Here is a 26,265-nt window from a genome sequence, read left to right on the forward strand (position 1 = left end):
CAGTCTGGCCGCGATCGAAGCGCCTCGACTGCTCGCCGGGCTGGTCGACTCGGTTGGGCTGGACGGGCCGGTGGGGCTGAACGAAGTGGGCGGGGTGAACGGAGCGGGCGGGGTGAACGGAGTGGGCGGGCTGGACGGGCCCGTTGGTCTGGACGGAATGGCAGGACTGGGCGGAGTGGCGGGGCCGAACGGAGCGGGTGGGGAGGGCGGGGCCCTTGGGCTGGACAGAATGGCGGGGCTGGGCGGAGTGGGCAGGGCGCACGGGCTGGACAAGTTGGAGCGGCGCCTGGACCGGGTGGCGCACCTCGCGCGGCACGGCAGTCCGCCCGACCTGTCCGCCGGCGAACTCGTGGCGCTGGCCGAGGACACCGGACTGCGCGGCCGTGGCGGTGCGGGCTTTCCGTTCGCGCGGAAGCTGAGTGCCGTCATGGAGGGGCGGCGGCGCACGGGCGGGCGGGTCGCGGTGGTCGTCAACGGCAGTGAGGGCGAGCCCGGTTGCCTCAAGGACACGGCTCTCCTGCTGTTCGCGCCGCACCTGGTGCTGGACGGCGCGCTGCTGGCCGCGCGGGCGCTCGGCGCCGAGGAGATCGCGGTCGGGGTGACCCGCGCGGACGTGGCCCGGTCGGTACGCCGGGCGATCGACGAACGGGGGCCGCTGTCCACGCCGGTACGCGCCGTACTACTGGCGGAACGTTTCATCACAGGCGAGGGCACCGCGCTCACCGACGGCCTCAACCGGGGCCCCGGCCTGCCCTCGGGGCGCAAGATCCGCTCCAGCGAACGCGGCCTGAACGGCCTGCCCACCCTGCTGTCCAACACCGAGACGTACGCCCAGCTCGCCGTCGCCGCGCGGCTGGGCGCCCTGGACCACCGCGCCACCGGCGACCCCGCCGAACCCGGAACCGTCCTGCTGACCGTGGCCGGCGAACGGGTCGTGGAGGCACCGACCGGAGTGCCTCTCGCCCGCGTCCTGGCCCTGTGCGGACTCCGCCCTGGACAGGGCGTCCTGATCGGCGGCTACCACGGCACCTGGCTGTCGCCGTCCGCCGCCGGTACGGCCCTCCTCAGCCGCGACGACCTGGCCGCGTACGGCGCGGTGCTCGGCGCGGGGGCGGTGCTGCCGCTGCCGGAAGGGACCTGCCCGGCGGGCGAGGTCGTACGGGTCGCGCGCTGGATGGCCGCCGAATCCGCGGGACAGTGCGGCCCCTGCGTCCTGGGGCTGCCCGCACTCGCCGACGCGCTCGGCCAGGCGGTCGGCGGTGGCGGGCAGCGCGCGCTGGACGCCGTACGGGATTGGATGCGGGCCGTGGAACGGCGCGGCGCATGCAGCCATCCCGACGGCACCGCGCGTTTCATCGCTTCGGCACTGGCCGCCTTCCCCGACGAGTTCGCCGGGCACGCCGGCGGCGCCGGGTGTGGTCGTCCGGTGCTCGGCGCGCTGCCGGTGCCCGGCGAGGAGGCGTACGGCGGGAAGGCGTACGGCGCCGCGAGCGCCCCAGCAGCCGGTGGCGGGCGGCACTCCGGTGGCCGCGCCACCACGGCCACCGCCGCCCGGCCCCGCGCGCCCGAACAGCGGCTGCTCGTCGACTGGACGCTGTGCCAGGGCCACGGCCTGTGCGCCGACCTCGTGCCGGGCATGGTCCGGCTGGGGCCCGACGGCTACCCGGAGCGGGCCACGATGCCGCTGCCCGCCCGGATGCGCCGGCGCGCGCAGCTCGCGGTGCGGCGCTGCCCGGCGCTCGCGCTGCGCGTCCAAGGCGGCGAATGACCCGTACGGCGGCCGAACATCCGCTGTACGGATGCCACTTCCGCACGCTTTTCGTCCGCCGATGACAACTTTCGTCCCGCCTGAACACCCGCTCCCCACCCCTCGTACCCCGCAGACAACACCCCCGGCCCCCAACGACGACGCCCCCGGAATCCCGCGACAGCACCCCCGAATTCCCCGAAGGAGACAGCGATGAGCCCGCACCCCGCCCCGCAGCCCCAGCCCCACCCGCACCCCAAGCCCCAGCCTCAGTCCCAGCCCCAACCCAAGCCCCAACCCCACCCGCACCCCGCCCCGCACACCGACCACTCCTACCCCGCCTCCCGCCGCCCCGGCCCCCACCCCTCCTCCCGCGGCTCAGGCCCCCGCCCCCACCCTCGCCCCGACACCCAACGCCGCCACGCCCTCCTGGCGGTGACAGCCGCCGCCGTCCTGGCGCTCACCACCGCCTGCGGCTCCGCCGACCGCACCGACGCCGCCCCCGTGGCCAACGACAAGGTGCGGGCAGGCAGCGGCAGTTCCGCCGATTACGGCTCAGGCGACACCGGCAGCGGTTACGGCGCGGACAGCGGCGCCGACAAGGGACAGGCCGGCGGCGACGGCTACGGCTCGACGGATGACAGCAACCGCCCCGCGGCGCAGGGCGCGCCCGCCCGGGCCCTCGCGCTGCGCCAGTCCCCCGAACTCGGCCCGGTCGTCACCGACAGCAAGGGCATGGCCCTCTACCGCTTCGACAAGGACACCGCCAAGCCGCCGAACTCCGCCTGCTCCGGAGCCTGCGCGACCACCTGGCCCCCGGTCCCCGCCGACGACGCCACCGCCGCCTCCGGCATGGCCGCGAGCGCCCTCGGCTCGGTCACCCGCCCCGACGGCACCAAGCAGCTCACCATCAGCGGCTGGCCCGCCTACCGCTACGCCAAGGACACCGCCCCCGGCGACACCAAGGGCCACGGTGTCGCCGGCACCTGGAACGCGTTCGCCCCCGACGGCAAGAAGGCCACCGCCGGACCGGCCGCCGACGTCTCCGTCTTCGACCAGCCCAAGCTCGGCAAGCTGCTCGTCGACAAGGACGGCCGTACGGTCTACCGCTTCAACAAGGACAGCGCCTGGCCGATGAGGTTCGGCTGCAACGGCGCCTGCCTGGACACCTGGAAACCCGTCGGCCCGGCCGACAAGAGCAAGCTGGAAGGCGTCCCCGAGAAGCTGATCAGCACCGTCACCCGGCCCGACGGCACCAAGCAGCTCGCGGTCGACTGCTGGCCGGTCTACACCTTCAGCGGCGACAAGCAGCCCGGCGACGTCAACGGGCAGGGGAAGATGGACACGTGGTTCGCCGTCTCCCCGGAGGGCAAGAAGATCACCTCGTCGGTGACGGGCTGACCCCGGCCGCGCCGTTCCCGCCGGCCCCGCCCCCGTCCCCACCAGCGCCTTCCGCCCCGGGGCCGTCCTCCTCCGCGTCCAGGTCCGACGCCAGCACCTCGGCGTCCGGCCGGCCGTCCACGGGCCGCGGGCCCAGCCAGGTCACCCCGAGCGCCACCACCAGGTTCACCGCGAGCGCCACGATCCCCGCGTTCACGCCCCACACCGGGTCGTGTCCGGTGAAGACCAGCCCGCAGACCACCACCAGACCCACGACCAGACCGCCGACGGCCCCGTACAGCGTCAGCCGTCGCCACACCAGACCCAGCAGAATCATCGGCACCAGCTGCGCCATCCCCTCGTACGAGATGAGCGAGAGCCGTACGAGGGTGTTCGGCGCGGTGTACGTCAGCAGCAGCGCCAGCGCGCCCGCCACCACGACGACGACCTGCGACCACAGCTTCTGGCGGTGCGCCAGCCGGGGCACCGCGCCCAGCACGCTCCTCCCCACATCGTGCCGATGACCAGCATGAACACGGCCATCGGCACGATGGAGGAGAGCGCGGCGGCGACACCGGTGACGCCCACCAGCCAGGCCGGCAGCGAGTCCACCACCAGCTTGAACAGCGCCAGATTGGAGTCGGCGCCGGTCAGCCCCGGCACCACGAACAGCGCCGCCATGCCGAGCAGCATCGGCACGAACAGCAGCACGTTGTAGAACGGCAGCAGCACCGCGTTGCGCCGCAGCGCGTCGGCGTTGCGCGCGCCCAGATAGCCCGCGACGGTCGTCGGGAAGATGACGACGGTCAGCGAGTTCAGCAGGGAGGTGGTGATGAACCAGCCCTGGCCCAGGCCGCCCGACTCGTGGCCGGGGAAGGTCAGCCACTGCGGCTTCTCGGCGACGATCCGGTCCAGGAAGGGCCCGTACCCGTCGAAGTAGTGCAGCGGTACGTAGACGGCCAGGAAAGCGAGGGTCGCGATGACCAGGATGTCCTTGAGAACCGAGACCCACGCGCTGCCGCGCAGGCCGCTGACCACGACGAAGAGGGTGGTGACCGCGAAGCCGATGAAGTAGGCCCAGTTCAGGCTGATCGCCCCGTAGGAGATGGTCGTCACGACCACGCCCATGCCGGTGATCTGGAGCTGGATGTACGGCAGCAGGCAGACGGTCGCGAGGACCGCCACCGCCGTGCCGAGCCAGCGCCGCCCGTAGCGGTGCGCCACCAGGTCGGTGATGCCGACCAGGCCGTGCCGGCGCGCGTACGACCAGAGCATCGGGCCGACCACGAAGCCGAGGGCGTAGCCGCAGGACATGTACGCGAGGACGTAGAGGACCGGGGCGCCGAAGTTGTAGCCCCAGCCCGCCGCGCCCAGGTAGCTGAAGCTGGTGTAGCTCTCGCCCGCCATCAGCACCCAGATGAAGACCGTGCCGAGGCTGCGGCCGCCCACCGACCACTCGGTGAGCCCGCCCTTGCGGCGCCCGCCGCCGCGGACCGCCAGCAGGCCCAGGGCCAGCGTCAGCACCATGAACGCCGCGAAGATGGAGGTGGCGATGGTCGCGTTCATGCCGCACTCCCTTCTCCCGCGCGCTTCCCGGTCGGCGCGACCGCTCGCCCGGCGGCCCGCCGCGCGGCCCGTTTCCGGTCGCCGCGCCAGGCCAGCCACACCGACGCGGGCGTCAGCAGGGTCGCGAGCAGCATCCAGAAGACGAGGAAGGGAAGTCCGAGCACGGTCGGCGTCACACGGTTCACCAGCGGCAGCACACCGAGGTAGAGCACGTGAGGGACCAGGAGCCACAGCAGCGTGGGACGTTTCAGCACAGCGGAAGAGCCTATCGGGGCACCGCGCCCGTCAGACGGCCCCACACCACCAGCCGGTACGCCGAGGAGTACTCGGGCGTGCAGGTCGTCAGCGTCAGGTAGGAGCCCGGCTCGGTGTAGCGCAGGGACGGGTGGGCGGTGCTGTACGGGACGGGGGCGGTGACGGTGCCGTCGGAGGGCGTGGTGCGCGGCACGGTCCGGTCGACCGCGTACGTGTAGCGGGCGGCCGCGGTGAGCACCTCCACCGTGTCGCCGGGCCGCAGCCGGTTCAGGAAGCGGAACGGTTCGCCGTGCGTGTTGCGGTGCCCGGCGAGCGCGAAGTTGCCCGGCTCGCCGGGCTGCGCGGTGTGCGCGTAGTGGCCCGCGTAGCCCTTGTTCAGGACGGCGGACCTGCCGGTCCCCTCGGCGACGGGAACGGTCAGGCCGAGACGCGGGATGCGCAGGACCGCGTACGCGGCGTCCCGGCGGGGGCGCGGTGGCGCGGCCTGCTCCAGGGTGCTGCGCACCTCCTGCCGCATACGGTCCCCGGGCCGCTCAGGACCGGTGGAAGCGGCCGGGCCGGGCGACGGTCCAGAGGACGGCGTTCCGGTTGCCGGTGCTCCGGTGGCCGGCGGGCGCTGCGCGTCCCACTGCCGTTCCAGCCGCGCCACCTGGTCGCGCGCGCTCGCCTGCGCCTGTCGGTTCGTCCAGTACAGCTGATGTACGACCAGCAGCAGGACGAGCACCCCGAACGTCACCGCCAGCTCCGCGCCCGCCCACAACACCCGCACAGCGCGCGGCCGTCGCCGCCGCTGCCCCTGCACCACCACCGGTATCCGCTCGCGCACGCGCTGCACGGTAGGGCCTGCGGCGGGAGACTTCCATAGGCGGTGCGGCCTGAGACGAGCCCAGGACCGGCCTCGCAGCCGGGTCCTCGGCGAAAATCAGGACCGCTTGTTGAGGTGATCGGCTCCGTTGTCCACGCGCGCGGTGGGAGCCACCCGAACGGCCTCGATCAAGTCGCTTCCGACGAGGCGTTCAGCGAGCTCCTCCGAGCACGCCACATACGTGGAGCACAGGTCCCAGTCGCAGGCGACCACCCAGCCGCGGTCCTCGGGCCACCAGTGTTCCGGCCCGGCGCACTCCTCCCCTGTACGGGCCCGCACGGCTTCCAGGCCGGAGAGCGACGACTTCCACACGAGGGTTTCCTCGCCGCGGAGCTCTCTGGCCAGCTCATAGCTGTAGAAGATCCGCTGGTCGGCTTCCGCCGGCGTGGCGTCCGTCAGGATCTCCACGAGCCCCTGGCGCGTGGCCGGGTCGGGCTCCCCGTCGAAAACCTCCCACTGCTCCCCGGCAGGCGGGCTGAGCATCTCCCGCCGCAGGGCTCCGGCCATCAGCTCGCCGTGGAAGTGCGCGCCGGAAGCCGCCGCCATCTCCCGCCACGTCCTGCGCAGTCCGGGTACTTCCTCCAGCATCCAGGAGTGGAAGACGCGTACGTATGCCGGATAGCCCTCGGGGACGAGTTCGGTGACGACGTGCCGCCATGCGTCGGTGTCAGGGGTCAGCCGCTCGCGCAGCCACCGCAGTGCCTGCCCGGGGTCGGGTACAGCCAGGATGTCGTCGTCCGTCACCGCCCCATTTTCCCCGTACGAGCTGGTTTCTCCCGTACGGGGTGCGTCCCGGAACGCGTACCGCCGCGCCCTACCCCCGAGCACCCGCGACACCGCGTAGATGCACAGACCGGCCAGGGCGCCGACGACCGTGCCGTTGATGCGGATGAACTGGAGGTCGCGTCCGATGTGTGCCTCGATCTTCTTCGAGGTGTGGTCGGCGTCCCAGCTCGCGACGGTGTCGGTGATCAGCGACGTGATCTCGGCGCGGTAGGTCGTCACGACGTAGACCGCGGCGCCCTCCAGCCAGCCGTCGACCTTGTTCTGGATCCGCCCGTCGCGGGCCAGCCGTCGGCCCAGTGACAGCAGGGCCGACCGGGTGCGCTGCCGCAGCTCGCTGTGCTCGTCCTCGGCGGCCGCCACGATCATGGTGCGTACGGAGCCCCACGCGGAGGCGATCAGGTCCTGCACCTCGCCGCGGCCCAGCACCTCCGACTTCAGGCGCTCCACCCGCTCCCGGGTGTCGGTGTCGGACTGCAGGTCGCCCGCGAAGTCCTTGAGGAAACGGTCCACCGCGCCGCGCGCCGGGTGCTCGGGCATGTCCCGCATCTCGGTGACGAACCGCAGCAGCTCCTTGTAGACCCGCTCGCCGACCTTGCGGTCCACGAAGCGCGGCGTCCAGCCGGGGGCGCCGCCGGAGACCGCCGTCATGACCGAGTCGCCGTGCGCGGTCAGCCAGTCGTGGGCCCGTACGCAGACCAGGTCCACGACCCGGCGGTGCCCGCCGTCCGCGACGACCTTCTCCAGCATCTTGCCGAGCCCGGGCGCGATCTCCTGCGCGTCCGCGCGGCGGGTGATCGCCTCGCCGACCACCGCCTGCACGTCGGAGTCGCGCAGCACGGTCAGCGCGCCGCGCAGCGCGGTGGACAGCTCCGCCGTCACCCGGTCGGCGTTCTTCGGTTCGGCGAGCCAGGCGCCCAGCCGCCGGCCGATGCCGACCTTGCGCAGCCGCTGCCGTACGACGTCGCCGGACAGGAAGTTCTCGCCGACGAACTCGCCGAGGCTCACCCCGAGCTGGTCCTTCTTCGTCGGAATGATCGCGGTGTGCGGGATGGGCAGTCCCAGCGGCCGCTTGAACAGGGCGGTGACCGCGAACCAGTCGGCCAGCGCGCCGACCATGCCCGCCTCGGCCGCCGCCGCCACATAACCCGCCCAGCCGCCCGCGCCGGCGGCCTTCGCCCAGGTGGCGAGGGCGTACACCAGGGCCACTCCGAGCAGCAGACCGGTCGCGAGGGTCTTCATGCGCCGTACGCCGCGCCGCTTCTCCGCGTCCGCGGGGCTGTCCGCGAGGCTCTGCGGGGAGCCGCCGGGCGGTACCGGGCCGCGGGCCCGGCCCGTGCCCGCGCGCCCGCCGTCCGGCGGCGTCCCGTCCGCTCCCGCGGGCACATCCGCCCCGGGGACCACGTCCGTCTTCGTCCGTTCCATCCGCTCCACCCGCTCGAACCCGTCAGCACCGTACGTACAGGCATATGCCCTGCTTCATGCCGGCCGTGCGTTCAACTGTGTCCTACTCCGGACGCGAACCACGAGTTCCCCTGCGCGCCGCCGGGGCGCCACCCGGGCCGTCCGGACCGCGTGGCAGCATGAACGGGCCGACCGGACCACGCCGCCACCGCTGACCACACGCTGCCCTGTGCCCGCCCGGAGCACGCCGCTCCGCCTGCCATAGGAGACTGTGCCCGCATGCCGACTCCCGTGGGCCGCCCGTTGCCGCTGCTCGCCGGCCTGGCGGCGCTGCTGGTGCTCGCCGTCACCGCGGTGCTCCTCGGCTCCGGCGGCGACGGCGCCCAGGCCCCCGCGGGAGACGACCGCCCGCCCTCGGCGGAGCGCTGGACCGGTACGTGGTCGGCCGCCGCCGCGGCCGCCGAACCCGGCAAGTCGGACGGCTACGCGGACACCTCCCTACGCAACGTGGTGCACACCAGCATCGGCGGCACCAGCGCCCGTATCCAGCTCTCCAACCTGTACGGCACCCGCCCGCTGCCCGTCGGTCACGCCACCCTCGCCCGCGCCTTCGCCCCCGGCAGCCCGGCGGTCATGCCCGGCACCCTGCGCAGGCTGACCTTCGCCGGACGGCCCGCCGTCACCGTCCCGGCAGGTGGATCGGTCACCAGCGACCCGGTGCGGCTGACCGTCCCGGCCGCCGCCGACCTCCTGGTCACCACCTACTCCCCGACCCCCTCCGGACCCGTCACCTACCACCCGCACGCCCGCCAGACGTCCTACCTGGCGCGCGGCGACCGCGCCGCGGACACCACCGGCGGCGCCTACACCCAAAAGGTCACCGCCTGGCGCTATCTGACCAGTGTGGACGTCCGCGGCCCGCGCACCGTCGGCGCCGTCGTGGCCGTCGGCGACTCGATCACCGACGGCAACACCTCCACCCCGGACGCCAACCACCGCTGGCCGGACTTCCTCGCCGCCCGGCTGCGCACCGAGCCCGGCGCGCCCCGCTACGGCGTCCTCAACCAGGGCATCAGCGGCAACCGCCTGCTGACGGACAGCAACCGCTGGTCGGTCAGCGGCGGGCCCAGCGTGCTGTCCCGGCTGGAGCGCGACGTACTGTCGCGCGCGGGGGTGCGGGCCGTCGTCGTCGAGATCGGCCTCAACGACCTGTTCAAGTCACCGCGCCGGCTCGACGCGGAGAAGCTGGCGGACGGGATGCGGGAGATCGTGCGCCGGGCAGCGGCACGGGACATCCAGGTCATCGGCAGCACGCTCACCCCGTTCGGCGGCCATCGCGGCTACCGGCCGGAGCTCGACGCCGTACGGCAGGACCTCAACGCGAAGATCCGCGCCGGGGAGGTCTACGGGAGTTACGCGGACTTCGACGAGGCGCTGCGCGACCCGCACCACCCCCTGCGGCTGCGGCCCGCCTACGACTCGGGCGACCGTCTGCACCCGAGCGACGCGGGCTACCGGGCGATGGCCGGCGCGGTCGACCTGCGACAGCTCAAGGGAGCGCCGGTACGGTGAGGCGGCTCACGGGAGCGGCGGCACGATGAGGCGCCCCGGGGGCGCGGAGGCCGGTACGGCAGGCGCGCGGGCGCCCGTGCACGGCGTCAGTCCAGCTCCTTGCGCCGGCGCTCCGACACCTCGTATCCGCGCGCGTCTTCCGGAAACGCCGACTCCGCGCGCCGCTCACGCTCCAGCCTGATCCGCTTCTTCTCCAGCTTGGACAGCCTGCGCCGGACACCGACGCCGCCCATCATCGCGAACCCGGTGATCTTCACCCGCGGTGCGCCCGGGTCCCCCGGCTCGCCGTCGCCGTTGTCGAAACCGCCCATGAAACCCCAGCCGGTCACCTGCACGTCCACGCCCGGCGGCACCACGACATCGATGCCGCCCATGAACGCGAAGCAGCGCACCGTGATCTCCTCGGCCTCGAAGTGCGCGTCGCGCAGGTCGATCTCGCCGCCCGCCTGGAACACCCCGGCGGTGAACATCCGCGGCGCCGTCCAGCGGCCGTTGCGCGAGAAACCGCTCCAGAAGGCGAAGGCCCCGCGGGAGGACGGCTCGCCGCCGATCCGCTCCCGCCAGGCAACCGCCCCGGGCCCGGCGGCCCGGGTGTCCGGCAGGCCGCTGTCGGACGGCTGCGGCAGGTCAGCGACCAGCGGCCGCAGCGCGCCGACCGTCCGCGCCTGGTAGGCCGCGGTCAGCCGCTCCTCGAACTCCTCCATCTGCAGCCGCCCCTCGGCGAGGGCTTCGCGCAGGATCCCGGCGATCCGGTCACGGTCGGCGTCCGAGGCGCGCAGATCGGGGAGTTCGTCAGTCATACGGACAGATTAATGCCTCATGGCGCCGTGTTGTCCGCGTACATCCGGGAGATGACGTCCTCGATGTCCGGTTCCCGCACCGACAGATCCACCAGCGGATACCGTTCCGCGACCGCCGAGACGACCGGCGCCGCGCTCTGCGCCGCCGGGAACGCCAGCCACTGCCGCGGGCCTTCGACCTTGACCGTACGGGCGCCGGGCACCCCCTCGATGGGCGGAAGCTCCCGTTCCAGATCCACCACCAGCGTCCGCTCGCTGCGCCCCACGGCGTGCAGCCCGTCCAGCCCGCCGTCGTACACCAGACGCCCGTGGTCGATGACCATCACCCGGCGGCACAACTGCTCGATGTCGGTGAGGTCGTGCGTGGTCAGCAGGACGGTGGTGCCCCGCTCCGCGTTCACCTCGCGCAGGAAGCCGCGGACCTTCGCCTTGCTGATGACGTCCAGGCCGATGGTCGGCTCGTCGAGGTAGAGCACCTCCGGGTCGTGCAGCAGCGCCGCCGCGATGTCACCGCGCATCCGCTGGCCGAGCGAGAGCTGCCGCACCGGGACCGGCAACAGCTTCGCCAGGTCGAGCAGTTCGACGCAGCGCTCCATGTTCCGCCGGTAGGCGGCCTCCGGAATCCGGTACATCCGCCGCACCAGCTCGTAGGAGTCCTTCAGCGGCAGGTCCCACCACAGCGTCGTACGCTGCCCGAAGACCACCCCGACGCGGCGCGCGAGCCGGGTCCGCTCCCGCGCCGGGTCGATGCCCGCCACCCGCAGCCGCCCGCCGCTGGGCACCAGGATGCCGGTGAGCATCTTGACGGTGGTGGACTTGCCCGCGCCGTTCGGGCCGATGTAGCCGACCATCGCGCCGCGCGGCACCCGGAAGCTGATGCCGTCGACGGCCCGCACCTCCTCGCGCACCCGCCGCAGCCGGCCCGCCTTGCGCCGTACGTGGAAGACCTTCTCGACGCCCTCCAGTTCGATGAAACCGGGCTCACCGCCGGACGGGCCACGCCCCACAGCCCCGGCTTCCTCCGGGCCACGCCCCACAGTCCCGGTCTCCTCCGGGCCGCGCACCACAGCCCCGGCCTCCTCCGGGCCACGCCCCACAGCCCCGGTCTCCTCCGGGCCGCGCACCGCGTCCCCCGTACCGCTTCGCATACCGTCCCTCAGCTCCCCGTGCTCCGATAGTTGCGCAGGCCCGCCCGCCAGGCCAGCCAGGCCAGTCCGCACATCGCCGCCGCGACCGCCGGCCCCAGGAAGTCCACCCAGCCCGGCAGCCCCAGCGGGTCGTCGCGGCCCAGCAGGCGCAGCGCGGGCAGCCAGTTGACGAAGGCGAGCGGGACGACGAAGGTGACGCCGCGCACCAGGTCCTTGGCGAAGACGGTGGGCGGGTACTGGAGCATCGTCGTACCGCCGTACGTGAACGAGTTCTGCACCTCGGCGGCATCCTGCGCGACGAACTGGAACGCGGCCCCGATGGTGAAGACCGCCCCGAAGATCACCGCACCGCACAGCAGCATCACCGGCACCAGCAGCACCTTGCCCGGCGTCCAGTCCACCTCCAGCCGGGACAGCGACCAGCCCAGCACCAGCGCCGACTGCAGGATCCGGCCGAGCCGGCGCAGCGCGAAACGGTCCGCCGCGACCTGCGCGAACACCGGTACGGGCCGCACCAGCAGGACGTCCATCGTGCCGTCCCTGACCCGCGTGCCGAGCCGGTCCATGCTGCCCAGCACCAGGTCCGCCAGGCCCAGCGCCGCGCCGGACGTGCCGTACAGGAACGCCACCTCGGGCAACGAGAACCCGCCGAGGGCCGTGATGTGCGTGAACATCAGCAGAATCGCGAGGAAGTCCAGCCCGGTGGCGGCGAAGTTGCCGAGCGCCGTCAGCAGGAAGGACGTCCGGTAGGCGAGCGTGGAGCGGGTCCACATCGCCACGATCAGGCCGTACGCCCGCAGGCCTTCGGCCAGCCGCGGGCGGAGGGCCCACGTACCTTCCTCAGCCACCCTGCACCACCACCTTCCGCGTCGCCACGGACTGCACCAGCCGCCCCGACGCCAGCAGCACCACCGCCCACCCGGCCTGGAAGGCCAGCGCCCGCGCCGCCCCCACGCCGTCGTGCACCCCGAGCAGCACGTCGGCCGGCACCTGGAGCATCGAGGACCACGGCAGCAGCCGGACAACCTCGCCGAACCCGCCGGGGAAGACGTTCAGCGGCAGCACCATCCCGGAGAAGAACAGGCACATCAGCCCGGCGACCATCGACACGCCCGCGCCGTCCAGCAGCCAGAAGGACGTCAGCGCCACCAGGTAACGCAGCGCGAAGCCGACCACCACACCGAGCGCCACCGACACCAGGAACAGCAGCCAGGTCACCGGCGAGGCGGGCAGCGCCGACGGAAAGACCAGCGCGCCCACCGCCATCGGCACCAGGCCACGCCCCAACAGCTGGAAGGCGGCCCGCCCGAGGTCGGCGGCCAGCCACCACAGCTGGAGGTCCGCGGGCCGGTACAGGTCGACGGCGATGTCCCCGCTGCGGATGCGCTCCTGCAACTCGTCCATGCCACCGCCGATGAGCAGCCCGGTGGCCGCCAGCAGCGCCTGCCCGGTCCATACGAAGGTCAGCGCCTGCGGCAGGTCGTAGCCGCCCAGGTGGGGGCGCTCGGTCCACAGGGCGATGTAGGTGTAGGCGAGGATGAAGCCGAAGACGGTGTTGGTGAAGACGCCGGAAGCGGTGGCGATACGGTAGGTGGCATAGCGCCGGAAGCTGCCCGCCGCTACGGCCGCGTACAACACGTGTGGCGTCCCCCGTTCCTGACGGCACGCCATCTTGTGGCGCGAAAGACCGGAGCCTAGTCCGGCGCGCGGGGGCCCGGCCACGCATTTATTCACCCGTTCCGGTGAGTCTTTCGACCCGTTCGGCCGGTCACGGAGCGGTCACAGGTGCGCGCCGCCCCTCGTGGGTGAAGGCCTTGATGCGAGAGTTTCGTATCGGGCGACAGTTCCTTTTCCGGCTTAGAACGCGAATCGCCCGACACGCCACCGATCCGCCGCGGTACAACCCTCGGCGGCGGCCGAGGAGTCCATACAGACATGAGCGACGATCCGCAGCAGGACGGCAAGGCCGGCCCCCGCGTACCGAAGTGGGCCGCACGCTCCGAGTTGCCCGCGGCCGCCGACGCGCACGGCCCCCAGGAGGGCCCGGCAGCCGACGGAGGGGCCAAGGCCGGCCAGGGCCGCCGCAAGCGCACCGGCTGGCGGCGCGCCCTGCCCACCTGGCGGATGGTGCTGGGCGGCTTCCTGCTCGTCCTGCTGCTGGTCGCGGGCGGCCTCGTCGCCGGGTACATGCTCGTGCCCATCCCCGCCGCCAACTCGGCCGCCCAGGCGCAGAGCAACGTCTACCTGTACGCCGACGGCAGCCAGATCGCCCGCGACGGCAAGGTCAACCGCGAGAACGTCCCCCTGAGCCAGGTCCCGAAGACCACCCAGGAAGCCGTCCTGGCCGCCGAGGACCGCGACTTCTACTCCGAGTCCGCCGTCGATCCCGTCGCCATGCTGCGCGCCGCGTGGAACACCGTCACCGGCAAGGGCAAGCAGTCCGGCTCCACCATCACCCAGCAGTACGTGAAGAACTACTACCTCGGCCAGGAACAGACCATCACCCGCAAGGCCAAGGAGTTCTTCATCGCGATCAAGCTGGACCGCGAGCGCAGCAAGTCCGAGATCCTGGAGGGCTACCTCAACACCAGCTACTACGGCCGCAACGCGTACGGCATCCAGGCCGCCGCCCAGGCGTACTACAGCAAGAACTCCGACCAGCTCACCACCGCCGAGGGCGCCTACCTCGCCACCCTGCTCAACGCGCCCAGCGCGTACGACGTCGCCACCCACCCGCAGAACCGGCAGCGCGCCCTGGACCGCTGGAACTACGTCCTGGACGGCATGGTCAAGAAGAAGTGGATCAGCGCGTCCGAACGGGCCGGGCTGACCTTCCCCACGCCCGGCAAGGCCAAGCCGCCCACCGGCCTGTCCGGACAGCGCGGCTACCTCGTCGAAGCGATCAAGGACTATCTGACCAACAACAAGATCATCGACGATCAGACGCTGGCCACCGGCGGCTACCGCATCACCACCACCCTCGACAAGAAGCGCCAGGACGCCCTGGTCGAAGCCGTCGACAAGAAGCTGATGCGACAGCTCGGCACGTCCACGGCCGACCGTTACGTACGGGCGGCGGCGCCTCCATCGACCCCGCCACCGGCAACGTCGTCGCCATGTACGGCGGCATCGACTACGCCAAGCAGTACGTCAACAGCGCCACCCGCCGCGACTACCAGGTCGGCTCCATCTTCAAGCCGATCGTCTTCACCTCCGCCGTCGCCAACGACGCCGTCACCCAGGACGGCAACAAGATCACCCCGAACACGGTCTACGACGGCACCAACAAGCGCGAGGCGGTCAGCAACGGCCGGCGCGTCGGCTTCGCCCCCGAGAACGAGGACGGCCGCTCCTACGGGCCGATCACCGTCTCCACCGCCACCGACAAGTCCGTCAACGCCGTGTACGCCCAGATGGGTGTCGACGTCGGCCCGGAGAAGGTCAAGGACACCGCCGTCGACCTCGGCATCCCCAAGGACACGCCGAGCCTCGGCTCCTCCCAGTGCGCCATCTCGCTCGGCACCGCCACCCCCAGCGTGCTGGACATGACGCAGGTCTACGCCACCCTCGCCAACCACGGCAAGCAGCGCGCGTACAGCCTCGTCGGCAAGGCCACCAAGGGCGGCGAGACCGTCGAACTGCCGGACCGCGGCGAGAAGACCGCGGTGCCCCGCAACGCCGCCGACACCACCACCTCGATCCTGCGCAGCGTCATCGAGAGCCCCGGCGGCACCGGCTCGGCGGCCCGCGCCGTCGGACGGCCCGCGGCCGGCAAGACCGGCACGGCCGAGCAGGACAAGGCCGCCTGGTTCGCGGGCTACACCCCCGACCTGGCCACCGTCGTCGGCGTCCTGGGCCAGGACCCGGACACCGGCGCGCAGAAGCCGCTGTACGGGGCGGCGGGACAGGCCCGGATCAACGGCGGCGGCTTCCCCGCCGAGATCTGGGCCGCGTACACCGAAGCCGCCCTGGAGGGGAAGCCGGCCAAGGACTTCGACCTGGACCTGGAGGCGGGCGCGAGCCAGCCGCCCAGCCAGGCACCGAGCACGCCCGGCGAGCAGCCGAGCACCAGCGAGGCACCGCCGAGCGACACCCCGCCGCCCAGCGGCCCGACCGGCACCCCGCCCACCAGCGGCCCCGGGCCCACCACAGCCCCCGGCCCCAGCTTCCCGACGTTCCCGACCGAGGAGCCGACCACCGCCCCCACCGACGACTGGCCCACCGTGGAGCCACCCGCCGGGGGCATCGAGGGCGGCATCAACGGCGGCCGGGGCGGCAGCGGCGGGGGCATGGGAGGCGGCTACGACGGCGGGTACGGCGGGTGGGAGAACTTCCCGGGGGCGTGAGGGGCGTTTCCGGGGGCCGGGTGCCGGGCCCGGCACCCGGCGTCAGTGGCCGGACGTCATCTTCAGGCCGACGACCGCCACCAGCAGCAAGCAGATGAAGAAGATCCGCGCGGCGGTGGCGGGCTCCCCGAGCACCAGCATGCCGACGACCGCGGCACCGGCCGCGCCGATACCGACCCAGACGCCGTACGCGGTGCCGATCGGCAGGGTCCGGGCGGCGTACGAGAGCAGCACCATGCTGGCGACGATGCCCGCGCCGGTGAAGACACTGGGCCACAGCCGGGTGAACCCGTCCGTGAACTTCATACCGATCGACCAGCCGACTTCGAGCAGACCGGCGACGGCGAGCAGGATCCATGCCATGACGGCACCTCCGTGGAAAGCGAGCTTCTACAGGGGTGCGTCGTCTTGTCGTGACCCGGTACGGCGCGTCTCGTCGGGATGTCTCCGAGCCTAGCAAAAGGCGTACAAAACGGGCGGTGACCCTGGTCACCGCCCGCCCTCGCCTCCGTACGGCAGAACCGCCCGGCGGCCCCTACAGGTACAGCTGCCTCTACAGGTACAGCTGTCTCCACACGTGCAGCTGTCTCTACAGATACAGCCCCGTCGCGTCCTCGGCACCCTCCAGGCGCTCCGCCGCCACCGCGTGCAGGTCGCGCTCGCGCATCAGGACGTACGCGACGCCGCGCACCTCGACCTCGGCCCGGTCCTCCGGGTCGTACAGCACCCGATCACCGGGCTCCACGGTCCGCACGTTCTGCCCCACCGCGACCACCTCGGCCCAGGCCAGACGGCGGCCGACCGCCGCGGTCGCGGGAATGACGATGCCGCCGGTGGAACGGCGCTCGCCCTCGGCGATGTCGGTACGGACCAGCACCCGGTCGTGCAGCATCCGGATGGGCAGCTTGTCGTGGGTGTCCTTGGCGTTATTCGGGCTCACGGCACGACCGTACCCGGCCGCGCGCCCGCGCAGCGCCCGCCTCAGGAACGGCGGCGCCTGGAACCCACCACGAGCAGCCCGACAACGGCCACACCGATCATCGCCAGCGGCACCACCCGCTCCAGGCGGGGCGCGCCGTCCTCCGCCACCAGCTGGGCGCGGATGTCCGAGACCGCGCGGTTGGCGGCCACGTAGGCCCGCCCCGCCGTGCGGTCCACGGCCGCCGCCGTCTTCGCCTTCGCGTCCCCCATGATCGTCTTCGGGTGCAGCCGCACACCGATCTCGTCCAGCGTCACGGCAAGCTCCTGCCGCCTGCGGACGATGTCCTTCTCGATCTGCGCAGGGGTCCTGGCTTCCGACACCGCGCTGCCTCCGGTCGTCTCGATCCGTCTCCGTGCGGACAGTCTGTCAGCACCACGGCCCCGCCGCCCCACAGCACCCCCTTTTCGAGCGGCTCAGTAACCTCGGGGCGTAGCGCGAACAGGGGCGCGACCCGCTCGCGCCCCCGTCTTCCCCGTACGTGCACCCCGCGTGCCGCCCACCCAAGGAGAGCCATGAGCGAGCGACTGCAGCCCGGCGACACCGCCCCCGCCTTCACCCTCCCCGACGCGGACGGCAAGCAGGTCTCGCTCGCCGGCCACAAGGGGCGCAAGGTCATCGTGTACTTCTACCCGGCCGCGCTGACCCCCGGCTGCACCAAGCAGGCCTGCGACTTCACCGACAACCTCGACTTCCTGGCCGGTCACGGCTACGACGTCATCGGCATCTCCCCCGACAAGCCGGAGAAGCTCGCGAAGTTCCGCGAGAAGGAGGAACTGTCGGTCACCCTGCTGGGCGACCCCGACAAGCAGGTCCTGGAGGCCTACGGCGCGTACGGCGAGAAGAAGCTGTACGGCAAGGTCGTGACCGGCGTCATCCGCTCCACGGTGATCGTGGACGAGGAGGGCAAGGTCGAGCGCGCCCTGTACAACGTGAAGGCCACCGGCCACGTCGCCAAGATCATCAAGGATCTGGGGCTGTAGGCGGAAGCCGGACGGGCGAGGGGCGACCGGGCGCGAGCGGCTGGGACCCGTACTGCGGGGCCGCGGCCGTCCTCCGGCCGCCCCGGCTGCCCCCGCTGCCGCCCCGCCCACTTCCGGGCCCGCCGGGCCCGGCGGGCCTACGAAGCCGCCACCGCCCCCCGCTCCACCACCGGCACCCGCTCCGCCTCCTCCGGCCCGACCGGCTCCGGCAGCTCCAGCACCGCCTCGGCACCGCCACCCTCGGCCGTACCGAACAGCAGCCGGCCGCCCAGCACCTCCGCCTGCCCGGCCGCGATCGTCAGCCCCAGACCGTGCCCGGTACCGCGCTCCGGAGCCGCCGTACGGAAGCGGCGCGGCCCCTCCTCGCACAGCTCCGGCGGATACCCCGGCCCGTGATCGCGCACGACGATCCGCGTGCCCTCGACCCGTACCTCCACCGGCGGCTCGCCGTGCTTGGCCGCGTTCGCCAGCAGATTGACCAGCACCCGCTCCACCCGGCGCCGGTCGGTCTCCACCACCCGCGCCGGCCCCACCACGACGATCCCGACACCCGTGATGCCGCGCACCCGCTCCACCCGGTCCACGATCCCGCGCACCAACGACGGCAGATCCACCGCGTCCAGCTGCGCGGACTCCACGCCCGCGTCCAGCCGGGACACCTCCAGCAGGTCCTCGACCAGGTTGCGCATCGTCTGCGCCCGGTCCCGCACCAGCTCGACGGCCCGCTCGTGCGGCAGCAGCTCGGACGCCGCGACCAGACCCGCCACCGGCGTCCGCAGCTCGTGCGCCACATCGGCGGTGAACTTGCGCTCCGCCTCCACCCGGGCCGCCAGCGACGTCGCCATGTGGTGCACCGAACGGCCCAGCTCCGCCACCTCGTCCCGGCCGCCCGCCGCCAGCGCGTCCGCGTCCGGCGGCTCACCCGCCGCGATCCGGCGCGCCGCGGCCGCACTGTGCCGCAGCCGCCGCGACAGCCGCTGCGAGACGAACCACGACACGCCGGCCATCAGCACCACCGTGCCGACGCCCGCGATCACCAGGGCCCGGTCCAGCGCCTCCTGGGCCGGGTCGTCGTCCGGGAACGCCGCCGAGACCGACAGCGTCCGCGGCGGCCCGCCGGAACCGCTGCCGTGGGCGCCGGCGTCACCGGAACCGCTGTCACCGGAACCGCTGTCCCGGGAGCCGTCACCGGCCCCGTTCGCACCGGAACCACCGCCGGAGTCCCCCTCCGCGGAGCCCCTCTTCTCGGAGTCACCCGCCCCGGAACCACCGGCCCCGGAACCCCCGCCCACCCCGGTCGCCGCCCACACCCGCGGATCCTCGCCCTGACTCACATACGTACCGGACTTCCCCTCGAAGACCGCCGCCCGCAACGGGCTCGGCAACGTCGCGTCGTCCAGCTGCGCGCCCAGCGCCAGCGTCCCGTCCCGCTCGTAGATCTGCAGCGCCGAACTGAGCCGGTCGTCCTGGTACGAGCGCGCCGAACGCTCCCGCTCCGCGTCCGCGATGTGATGCACCGCGAACCCCAGCACCACCACCGCCAACGCCGTCACACACGAAATGGCCAGCGCGATCCGGCCTCGGATGCCCATCACGCGAGGTTGTACATCTCCGTCGAGTCACCGAGCGGCGTCGAGCCCTCGTACGTCACCTCCAGCCCCGTGAAGGCCCGCGCGCCGTCCACCGTCTTCGCCCCGTACAGCCGGAACGTCGCCGGGAAACCGGCGTTCGTGCCCACCCCCGCGGCGGCCTTCTCCACCTGCACCACGCCCTTGCCCTCGGCCTCCGCCGTGCCGTACCGGTCCCAGGTGATCCCCGTCGCCACCATGCCCGCGTCAGCACACGTCAACGTGATGACCTGCGGCTTGATCTCCGGCTCGCCGAACCCGCAGTCGCGCACACCGGGCAGCCCGCCGGTCGCCTTCCCGGCCGACTTCACGTCCTGCACCGCCGACGTCTTCGGCGCCGCGTCCACCGCCGACGCACGGTCCGTCGCCTGGCTGAACCACACACCGCCGACCGCCAGCGCGGTGACCGCGGCGAAGGTCGCCAGGGCGGTGCGCCCGCTGAACCGGCGGGCACCCTCGCGGTCGGTCATGGACTTCTCCTTCCGGGGCGGCGGCCCCGTACCGGCGCGGAACGGGCCACCGCATCCGAACACTGCACCCGCGCCGGTGCACGTTCCCCCGCGCGCGAGGCCGAGGCACACGTACGCGAGGGGTCCGCGGAGCGAACGGTTCGGAGCATAAGGGTGGTTTCGATACCCACCACTCTCCCCTCCCCGCCACACGAGCTGATTGCCCGGACGCTTCGGTGACCACGCGGCTGTGTACCAGTTCTGTAACAGCGGTGGTCACAGCCCTGACGAAAACCACCACGAAACCGGGAGGAACCGCTGCGCCGGACGGCGCAGACCACGTGACGTACATCGCGTTGTGGGGTCAGAGTGGTTTGAGTCGCGCTCCAGTGCGCAGGCGCACCTGTCGTACGACCACCTTTGTGATCACAGGCGACCGCTGACGGCCCTCCCGGCCACGAGGACGCCCACGACCGCTGCGAACTCCTGCCGCGCATCGAGCGCGCTGACCGACCGAGAGGACTCGACTCGTGCCGACCGGCAGCACCGAAGCCGAACCCACGACCGACCGGGACCCGGCGGCGTTCAAACGCCACAGAAACCTGTTCCGTGCCGTCGCCCGCCGCCGGAACCCCGGCTCCGCCGCACCGACATCACGGTGACCGACGAACGCGTCGTCAAACGCGCCGTGAAGGCGGCCGCGCTCGGCAACGCCATGGAATGGTTCGACTTCGGCATCTACAGCTACCTCGCGGTCACCATCGGAAAGGTGTTCTTCCCCGGCGGCAGCGACACCACCAGCCTGCTGTCCTCCTTCGCCACCTTCGCCGTCGCGTTCCTCGTACGGCCCATCGGCGGCGCGTTCTTCGGACCCCTCGGCGACCGTGTCGGCCGCAAGAAGGTCCTCGCCCTCACCATGATCATGATGGCCGCGGGCACCCTGTGCATCGGCCTGATCCCCTCGTACGCCAGCATCGGCCTGTGGGCCCCGATCCTGCTGATCGTCTTCCGCATGATCCAGGGCTTCTCCACCGGCGGCGAGTACGGCGGCGCCTCCACCTTCATCGCCGAGTACGCCCCCGACAAGAAGCGCGGCTTCTTCGGCAGCTTCCTGGAGATGGGCACCCTGGCCGGCTACACCGGCGCCGCCGGCCTGGTCCTCGTCCTCAACTCCACGCTCGGCTCCGAGACCATGCACGACTGGGGCTGGCGCATCCCCTTCCTCGTCGCCGGACCGCTCGGCCTGGTCGGCCTCTACCTGCGGATGAAGCTCGACGAGACCCCCGCCTTCCAGAAGCTGGAAGCGTCCCAGTCCCACACCGGCGACACCTCCGTCACCGAGGCCGAGGGCGACGCCTCCCACCTCTCGGAGAACGCCCCCAAGAAGAAGCTCGGCGAGATCTTCTCGCAGCAGTGGCCGATGCTGATCCTGTGCATCGCGCTGGTCGGCGCGTACAACATCTGCCACTACATGCTGCTCTCCTACATGCCGACCTACCTGACCGACACCCTCCACTACGACGAGGCACACGGTCTGCTGATCGTCATCGGCACCATGCTCGTCCTGATGTGCGTCATCAGCAGCGTCGGCAAGCTCAACGACCGCTACGGCCGCAAGCCCCTGCTGATGACCGGCATGCTCGGCTTCTTCCTCCTCTCCGCCCCCGCCTTCCTGCTGGTCAAGCAGGGCAGCATGGCCGCGATCATCCCCGGCATGCTGATGCTCGGCCTCTCCCTGGTCTGCCTCCTGGGCACCATGTCCGCCGCGCTCCCCGCCCTCTTCCCCACCAGCGTCCGCTACGGCTCCCTCTCCATCGGCTACAACCTCGCCGTCTCCCTCTTCGGCGGCACGACCCCCTGGTCATCACCGCCCTCATGGACGGCTTCGGCGGCAACGACATGATCCCCGCCTACTACGCCATGGGCGCCGCCCTGGTAGGCGCCATCGCCGTCGCCTGCATGAAGGAAACCGCCCAACAGCCCCTGGAGGGCTCCCCGCCGGCCGTCGCCACCAAGGAGGAAGCCGTCGAAATGGTCACGGCCCAGTCCCCGGACCCGCGCTTCTGACCTCTCTTCGCACTCCGCTTCGCGGCCCTTGCCCTGGTCGGGCGAGGGCCGCGGTCGTTTTTTTGGGTTTTTGGGCCGTTCGGCGTAACCGGGTGGGGGGTGGGGGCGTTGGGCAGTTCGAGAGGGCGACACACAGCCGAAAGACATCACGGGGGTTCACATGCCGGTCAGTCCCTATACCCGCGAGCGCTTGAGCGAGGCGGCGGCTTCGTCTCGTACGTTCACGGAAGCGTTGGTCAAGTTAGGGGTGGATCCGAAGAGTTCTGGGCGCCGTTACATCCGTGAGCGCATGAAGTCGATGGATATCGACATCTCCCATTTCACGGGCGACGGCGTCCGCTGGACCAGGGAAGTGCTGGAGCCCGCAGTGGCTTCCTCCACGAACATGTGCGAGGTGCTGCGGCTGCTCGGCCTCGAAGTGGTAGGCGGGTATCACACGCACATCAGCCGCCGGGTCCGGGCCCTGGGAATCGACACCTCGCATTTCACGGGTCAAAGCCGTGCGAAACCGGCTTCCCGTCGCCGCTGCGGTGACCGCCTGCTGGTGGAGATGCCGGCCGCCGGCGCCCGCCGGGTGCCGAGCAGCGCTTTGAAGGGAGCGATGCTGGCTCGCGGCGTGACGGAGCAGTGCACGCTGTGCGGCACGGGACCGATCTGGCGCGGCAGCACCATCCCCCTGGAAGTCGACCACATCGACGGCAACTGGCGGAACAACCGCCTGGAGAATCTCCGGATTCTCTGCCCCAATTGCCACTCGGTGACAGATTCCTATCGCGGACGCAGCAAGAAGAAGCGGAGCGCGCGAGCGGGTGTACAGCGATGAGCAGCGGCGTGCGCTACACCCGGGAACTTCTCGACGCGGCCGCTCGCCACTGCAAGAACATCGACGAAGTCATCGCCTTCATGGGGGTCCGCCCCTATCACCAGCTCCGCCGGCACATCTTCCGGCGCTTCGCGCACTTCGGCATCGACGTCTCGCACTTCGAAGCGGTGGGGCGCCGGAGCGTCCACCCGCACCCCACGAAGGAGACACTCCAGGAAGCCGTCGCCTCCTCCTGTTCCGTGGCAGCGGCTCTGCGGCACATGAACAGGTCATCGAATCACTGCACCCGCAAACAATTCCTGCGCTGGACCACCGAGTACGGCATCGACACCAGCCACTTCCTGGGCCAGGCTCACCAGCGAGGAAAGAAGACACTCAACCGACGGACCGCGCACGACATCCTCAAGAAGCAGAACACGGGACGTCGCACGGGCACATCGCTGCTGCGGCGGGCGTTGCTGGAAAGCGGCGTTGCCGACCGGTGCGCGGAGTGCGGAACCGGACCGGTGTGGCACGGTCGGCCGATGACGCTGGAGATCGATCACATCAACGGTGACTGGACGGACAACCGGTCCCGCAACCTCAGGTTTCTGTGTCCCAACTGTCATGCGGCCACCTCCACGTGGTGCCGGGGCGGCCGATCCAGGGACTAGCTCTCGCGCGCTGTCGGCCGCCGAGTACCATGTCAGTGCCGAGCGGCCGTGCTGGAACGGGTTATACAGGCTGGTCTTAGAAACCAGTGCCTTCGAGGCATGAGGGTTCGAGTCCCTCCGGCCGCACGCCTTTGAATCGAAGGTCCGGTCCCGTTTCGTACGGGGCCGGACCTTCGTCGTGCGGGGTGACCGCCGCCTCAGCCCACCAACTCCCGAACCACCGGCACCAGCCCCCGGAACGCCTTGCCGCGATGGCTGATGGCGTTCTTCTCGTCGGCGGTCAGTTCGGCGCAGGTGCGGGTGTCGCCGAGGGGGCCAGGATCGGGTCGTAGCCGAAGCCGCCGGTGCCGGCGGGGGTGTGGCGCAGGGTGCCTTCGAGGCGGCCTTCGACGACGCGTTCGGTGCCGTCGGGGAGGGCGAGGGCCGCGGCGCAGGCGAAGTGGGCGGCGCGGTGGCCGTCGGCGATGTCGGAGAGCTGCGCGAGGAGCAGGTCGAGGTTGGCCTGGTCGTCGCCGTGCCGGCCTGCCCAGCGGGCGGAGAAGATGCCGGGCGCGCCGCCGAGGACGTCGACGCACAGGCCGGAGTCGTCGGCGACGGCCGGGTGGCCGGTGGCGCGGGCGAGGGCGTGGGCTTTGAGGAGGGCGTTCTCGGCGAAGGTGACGCCGGTTTCCTTGACGTCGGGGACGTCCGGGTAGGCGTCGGCGCCGACCAGTTCGACGTCGAGGTCGGCGGCGGCCAGGATGGCGCGGAGTTCGGTGATTTTGCCGGCATTGCGGGTGGCGAGGATCAGGCGCTTCATGAGGCCCGATTATCCAGGGGCGGCGGCCGCTTCTCTCACCCCGTGGCGCAGCTCTTGGTGAGGGCGCCGGCCGCGTCGCCGAGTGCGGACAGGTCGGGGGTGCGGCCGTCGCGTACGGCGTCGTCGGCCTTGTCGAGGGCGTCGGTCAGGTTGCTGAGTGCCTTCTGGACGTCGGGGTCGTCCGTGGCTTTCTGGATCGTGCCGAGGTCCTTGTTGAGGCGGTCGATGGCGCGTTCGGCGTCCTGGGGGCTGTCGGCGGCGTTGCTCAGGTCCTGGTGGAGGGAGGACAGGTCGTTGGCGAACGTGGTGGCGGTCTTGGCGCAGCCGACGGCCTTTTCGACCGCTCCGCAGGCGGTGAGGAGCGGGACGGTCAGGGCGGCCGCCGCCAGGAGGGCGGCGGTGGTGGTGGCCGGGCGGCGGTCCGCGGTGCGGCGGGTTGCGGTACGGCCGAGTGCGGTACGGCGGCGCAGAGCCATGGAACGGTCCTCCCCTGGGCGTGCCCGTGCACGGGCGGTGCACCGGTACTGATACCGGTTCCGGTACTGATGCCGGTTCCGGTACTAGGGAGAACGCCGGCGGGCCGGCTTTGGTTGCCGGGGGCCGGGCGGACCGGGGCGCTGGGGGCGGACCGGGGCGCTCGGGAGCGGACCGGGGCGCTCGGAGCGGGCCGGGGTGGTGCGAGGTGTGCGGGGCGTGCGCCCCGCGTGTCACATGAGGCCGGTCTGGGTGAAGAGCATGGCCAGGACGATGACGAGGGTCCAGCCGACGAGGTGTTCCAGCAGGTTGGGGCCGTCCTTGGGCCCGCCGGTGCGGGCCCGGGACGCGGTGACGGAGGCGTCGGCTGCGGCAGCCGTGGCAGCGGAAGTGGACATGGGTTCCACGGTGCGCGGCGGGTCGCCGTTTTCCTAGAGACGCAGATCCCACGAGGGAAAGGTCACAGGACGGGCCCGGCGGGCCCGGCGGGCGGTGAGCGGCGCGCCGGCCCGCCGTTGCGGGGCCGGCGCGTCAAGAGGCTCGTGCGGCGGCGGACAGCCCGTACCCGTACAGGCGGCAGTCCGTACCCGTACGGGCCGGGGCTCGTAGGCGGCCGCTGGGGCGCGCGTCAGAGCGTGCGGGCGAGGGCCTCGCGCTGGGCGGCGTCCAGGGTCGAGCAGCCGGCGACGGCCAGGTCGAGGAGGGAGTTGAGTTCCTCGCGGGCGAAGGGTTCGGCTTCGGCGGTGCCCTGGACCTCGACGAAGCGGCCGTCGCCGGTGCAGACGACGTTCATGTCGGTCTCGGCGCGCACGTCCTCCTCGTAGCAGAGGTCCAGCAGGGGGACGCCGCCGACGATGCCGACGCTGACGGCGGAGACGGTGCCGACGAGCGGCTGGCGGCCGGCCTTGATGCTCTTCTTGGCCTGGGCCCAGGAGATCGCGTCGGCGAGGGCGACGTAGGCGCCGGTGATGGCGGCGGTGCGGGTACCGCCGTCGGCCTGGAGGACGTCGCAGTCCAGGACGACGGTGTTCTCGCCGAGGGCCTTGAAGTCGATGACGGCGCGCAGTGAGCGGCCGATGAGGCGGGAGATCTCGTGGGTCCGGCCGCCGATCTTGCCGCGGACGGATTCGCGGTCGCCGCGGGTGTTGGTGGAGCGCGGCAGCATCGAGTACTCGGCGGTGACCCAGCCTTCGCCGCTGCCCTTGCGCCAGCGCGGGACGCCTTCGGTGAGGGAGGCGGTGCAGAAGACCTTGGTGTCGCCGAAGGAGATCAGTACGGAGCCTTCGGCGTGCTTGCTCCAGCCGCGTTCCATGGTGACGGGGCGGAGCTGGTCGGGGGTGCGGCCGTCGATTCGAGACATGGTCCCGACCCTATCGGCTCGGTAGAGGGGCTCGTTCCGGGTCGGGGGAGGCCCGGGGGGCCGGGTTCCGGGGTCGGGTTCCGGCTGTGGGAGGGGGCGGACGGGCGCGTACGGGCGCGGGCCTGCACATGGCCGTACGGGCACAGACCTGCGCACGGCCGTACGGGTACGGGCCGGCGGGTAC

At 72.0% G+C, this 26,265-nt stretch carries 20 protein-coding genes, 1 tRNA gene, 5 pseudogenes and 1 riboswitch; of the genes and pseudogenes, 9 read left to right on the forward strand and 17 right to left on the reverse strand.

Annotated features, from left to right (window positions below; genetic code table 11):
* Nucleotides 1-229 precede the first annotated feature (229 nt).
* Together ACEXOX_RS19100 and ACEXOX_RS19105 are read left to right on the forward strand one after the other, a co-directional pair.
* Nucleotides 230-1,768: an NADH-ubiquinone oxidoreductase-F iron-sulfur binding region domain-containing protein gene (locus ACEXOX_RS19100; RefSeq protein ID WP_406526394.1), complete on the forward strand. Its 1,539-nt coding sequence runs from the start codon at nucleotides 230-232 to the stop codon at nucleotides 1,766-1,768.
* 192 nt (nucleotides 1,769-1,960) lie between these two features.
* Nucleotides 1,961-3,148: an SCO0930 family lipoprotein gene (locus tag ACEXOX_RS19105; RefSeq protein ID WP_406522077.1), complete on the forward strand. Its 1,188-nt coding sequence runs from the start codon at nucleotides 1,961-1,963 to the stop codon at nucleotides 3,146-3,148.
* Here the strand turns inward: ACEXOX_RS19105 and ACEXOX_RS19110 are convergent.
* The 4 genes and pseudogenes from ACEXOX_RS19110 to ACEXOX_RS19125 form a co-directional block, all read right to left on the reverse strand.
* Nucleotides 3,126-4,693, reverse strand: a pseudogene (locus ACEXOX_RS19110) (sodium:solute symporter). The gene ACEXOX_RS19105 and the pseudogene ACEXOX_RS19110 sit on opposite strands and share 23 nt — an antisense overlap.
* On the reverse strand, nucleotides 4,690-4,947 hold the full coding sequence (locus tag ACEXOX_RS19115) for a DUF3311 domain-containing protein (RefSeq protein WP_406522078.1): 258 nt from the start codon (nucleotides 4,945-4,947) through the stop codon (nucleotides 4,690-4,692). Before ACEXOX_RS19115 ends, ACEXOX_RS19110 begins: the two are co-directional and overlap by 4 nt.
* Nucleotides 4,948-4,958: 11 nt before the next feature.
* Complete coding sequence (locus ACEXOX_RS19120; RefSeq protein WP_406522080.1) at nucleotides 4,959-5,774, reverse strand: class E sortase; 816 nt, start codon at nucleotides 5,772-5,774, stop codon at nucleotides 4,959-4,961.
* Between the two features lie 855 nt (nucleotides 5,775-6,629).
* Nucleotides 6,630-8,021 (reverse strand): annotated as a pseudogene (locus ACEXOX_RS19125) (DUF445 domain-containing protein); the annotation flags it as partial.
* Between the two features lie 258 nt (nucleotides 8,022-8,279).
* Between ACEXOX_RS19125 and ACEXOX_RS19130 the strand changes: the two are divergent.
* Complete coding sequence (locus tag ACEXOX_RS19130) at nucleotides 8,280-9,572, forward strand: SGNH/GDSL hydrolase family protein (protein WP_406522081.1); 1,293 nt, start codon at nucleotides 8,280-8,282, stop codon at nucleotides 9,570-9,572.
* 86 nt (nucleotides 9,573-9,658) lie between these two features.
* Here the strand turns inward: ACEXOX_RS19130 and ACEXOX_RS19135 are convergent, their stop codons facing one another.
* The 4 genes from ACEXOX_RS19135 to ACEXOX_RS19150 form a co-directional block, all read right to left on the reverse strand.
* Nucleotides 9,659-10,372 (reverse strand): DUF1707 domain-containing protein, encoded by a 714-nt coding sequence (locus tag ACEXOX_RS19135; RefSeq protein ID WP_406522082.1) that lies wholly within the window; start codon nucleotides 10,370-10,372, stop codon nucleotides 9,659-9,661.
* 17 nt (nucleotides 10,373-10,389) lie between these two features.
* A complete protein-coding gene (locus tag ACEXOX_RS19140; RefSeq protein WP_406522084.1) occupies nucleotides 10,390-11,520 on the reverse strand; it encodes an ATP-binding cassette domain-containing protein in 1,131 nt (376 codons plus the stop codon).
* A gap of 8 nt (nucleotides 11,521-11,528) precedes the next feature.
* Nucleotides 11,529-12,293 carry an ABC transporter permease gene (locus tag ACEXOX_RS19145; protein ID WP_406526395.1) on the reverse strand — a complete coding sequence of 255 codons (765 nt, stop codon included), beginning with the start codon at nucleotides 12,291-12,293 and terminating at the stop codon, nucleotides 11,529-11,531.
* Nucleotides 12,294-12,360: 67 nt separating this feature from the next.
* Nucleotides 12,361-13,158 (reverse strand): ABC transporter permease, encoded by a 798-nt coding sequence (locus ACEXOX_RS19150; protein ID WP_406522086.1) that lies wholly within the window; start codon nucleotides 13,156-13,158, stop codon nucleotides 12,361-12,363.
* A 297-nt stretch (nucleotides 13,159-13,455) separates the two neighbouring features.
* Between ACEXOX_RS19150 and ACEXOX_RS19155 the strand changes: the two are divergent.
* Nucleotides 13,456-15,866 (forward strand): annotated as a pseudogene (locus ACEXOX_RS19155) (transglycosylase domain-containing protein).
* Nucleotides 15,867-15,908: 42 nt separating this feature from the next.
* Here ACEXOX_RS19155 and ACEXOX_RS19160 read toward each other — a convergent pair.
* The 3 genes from ACEXOX_RS19160 to ACEXOX_RS19170 all read right to left on the reverse strand — a co-directional run bounded on the left by ACEXOX_RS19160 (nucleotide 15,909) and on the right by ACEXOX_RS19170 (nucleotide 17,168).
* Nucleotides 15,909-16,229 (reverse strand): multidrug efflux SMR transporter, encoded by a 321-nt coding sequence (locus tag ACEXOX_RS19160; protein ID WP_030023730.1) that lies wholly within the window; start codon nucleotides 16,227-16,229, stop codon nucleotides 15,909-15,911.
* A gap of 34 nt (nucleotides 16,230-16,263) precedes the next feature.
* Nucleotides 16,264-16,336, reverse strand: a riboswitch (guanidine-III (ykkC-III) riboswitch).
* Between the two features lie 119 nt (nucleotides 16,337-16,455).
* A complete protein-coding gene (locus ACEXOX_RS19165) occupies nucleotides 16,456-16,758 on the reverse strand; it encodes a co-chaperone GroES (RefSeq protein WP_174856576.1) in 303 nt (100 codons plus the stop codon).
* A gap of 89 nt (nucleotides 16,759-16,847) precedes the next feature.
* The gene (locus ACEXOX_RS19170) at nucleotides 16,848-17,168 is read right to left on the reverse strand and encodes a DUF3618 domain-containing protein (RefSeq protein ID WP_030023732.1); all 321 of its coding nucleotides are present in this window, start codon (nucleotides 17,166-17,168) and stop codon (nucleotides 16,848-16,850) included.
* 192 nt (nucleotides 17,169-17,360) lie between these two features.
* Here ACEXOX_RS19170 and bcp point away from each other — a divergent pair, with 192 nt between their 5' ends.
* Nucleotides 17,361-17,828, forward strand: a complete 468-nt coding sequence (gene bcp, locus ACEXOX_RS19175; protein ID WP_406522088.1) for a thioredoxin-dependent thiol peroxidase — start codon at nucleotides 17,361-17,363, stop codon at nucleotides 17,826-17,828.
* Nucleotides 17,829-17,965: 137 nt separating this feature from the next.
* On the opposite strand, the gene ACEXOX_RS19180 is transcribed toward bcp, so the two are convergent.
* On the reverse strand, nucleotides 17,966-19,420 hold the full coding sequence (locus tag ACEXOX_RS19180) for a sensor histidine kinase (protein WP_406522090.1): 1,455 nt from the start codon (nucleotides 19,418-19,420) through the stop codon (nucleotides 17,966-17,968).
* Nucleotides 19,420-19,926, reverse strand: a complete 507-nt coding sequence (locus tag ACEXOX_RS19185) for a hypothetical protein (protein ID WP_406522091.1) — start codon at nucleotides 19,924-19,926, stop codon at nucleotides 19,420-19,422. The genes ACEXOX_RS19180 and ACEXOX_RS19185 overlap by 1 nt, the downstream gene beginning before the upstream one ends.
* A gap of 509 nt (nucleotides 19,927-20,435) precedes the next feature.
* Here ACEXOX_RS19185 and ACEXOX_RS19190 point away from each other — a divergent pair.
* The 4 genes and pseudogenes from ACEXOX_RS19190 (at nucleotide 20,436) to ACEXOX_RS19205 (ending at nucleotide 23,574) form a co-directional block, all read left to right on the forward strand.
* Nucleotides 20,436-21,972 (forward strand): annotated as a pseudogene (locus ACEXOX_RS19190) (MFS transporter).
* A gap of 160 nt (nucleotides 21,973-22,132) precedes the next feature.
* Nucleotides 22,133-22,795 (forward strand): HNH endonuclease signature motif containing protein, encoded by a 663-nt coding sequence (locus ACEXOX_RS19195; RefSeq protein ID WP_406522092.1) that lies wholly within the window; start codon nucleotides 22,133-22,135, stop codon nucleotides 22,793-22,795.
* Nucleotides 22,792-23,448 (forward strand): HNH endonuclease, encoded by a 657-nt coding sequence (locus tag ACEXOX_RS19200; protein ID WP_406522094.1) that lies wholly within the window; start codon nucleotides 22,792-22,794, stop codon nucleotides 23,446-23,448. Before ACEXOX_RS19195 ends, ACEXOX_RS19200 begins: the two co-directional genes overlap by 4 nt.
* 42 nt (nucleotides 23,449-23,490) lie before the next feature.
* A tRNA-Leu gene (locus ACEXOX_RS19205) sits at nucleotides 23,491-23,574 on the forward strand.
* A gap of 71 nt (nucleotides 23,575-23,645) precedes the next feature.
* On the opposite strand, the pseudogene rdgB reads toward ACEXOX_RS19205, so the two are convergent.
* From rdgB to rph, 4 genes and pseudogenes are all read right to left on the reverse strand, one after another.
* Nucleotides 23,646-24,247, reverse strand: a pseudogene (rdgB, locus tag ACEXOX_RS19210) (RdgB/HAM1 family non-canonical purine NTP pyrophosphatase).
* A 35-nt stretch (nucleotides 24,248-24,282) separates the two neighbouring features.
* Complete coding sequence (locus tag ACEXOX_RS19215) at nucleotides 24,283-24,723, reverse strand: hypothetical protein (RefSeq protein WP_406522096.1); 441 nt, start codon at nucleotides 24,721-24,723, stop codon at nucleotides 24,283-24,285.
* Between the two features lie 231 nt (nucleotides 24,724-24,954).
* Entirely contained in the window at nucleotides 24,955-25,119 is a 165-nt protein-coding gene (locus tag ACEXOX_RS19220; protein WP_398744382.1) for an SCO1431 family membrane protein, read from the reverse strand.
* 230 nt (nucleotides 25,120-25,349) lie between these two features.
* Nucleotides 25,350-26,081: a ribonuclease PH gene (rph, locus tag ACEXOX_RS19225; protein WP_030023744.1), complete on the reverse strand. Its 732-nt coding sequence runs from the start codon at nucleotides 26,079-26,081 to the stop codon at nucleotides 25,350-25,352.
* Nucleotides 26,082-26,265 lie beyond the last annotated feature (184 nt).

The organism is Streptomyces sp. Ac-502, from assembly GCF_045222935.1.
GTDB classification, from domain to species: domain Bacteria; phylum Actinomycetota; class Actinomycetes; order Streptomycetales; family Streptomycetaceae; genus Streptomyces; species Streptomyces monomycini.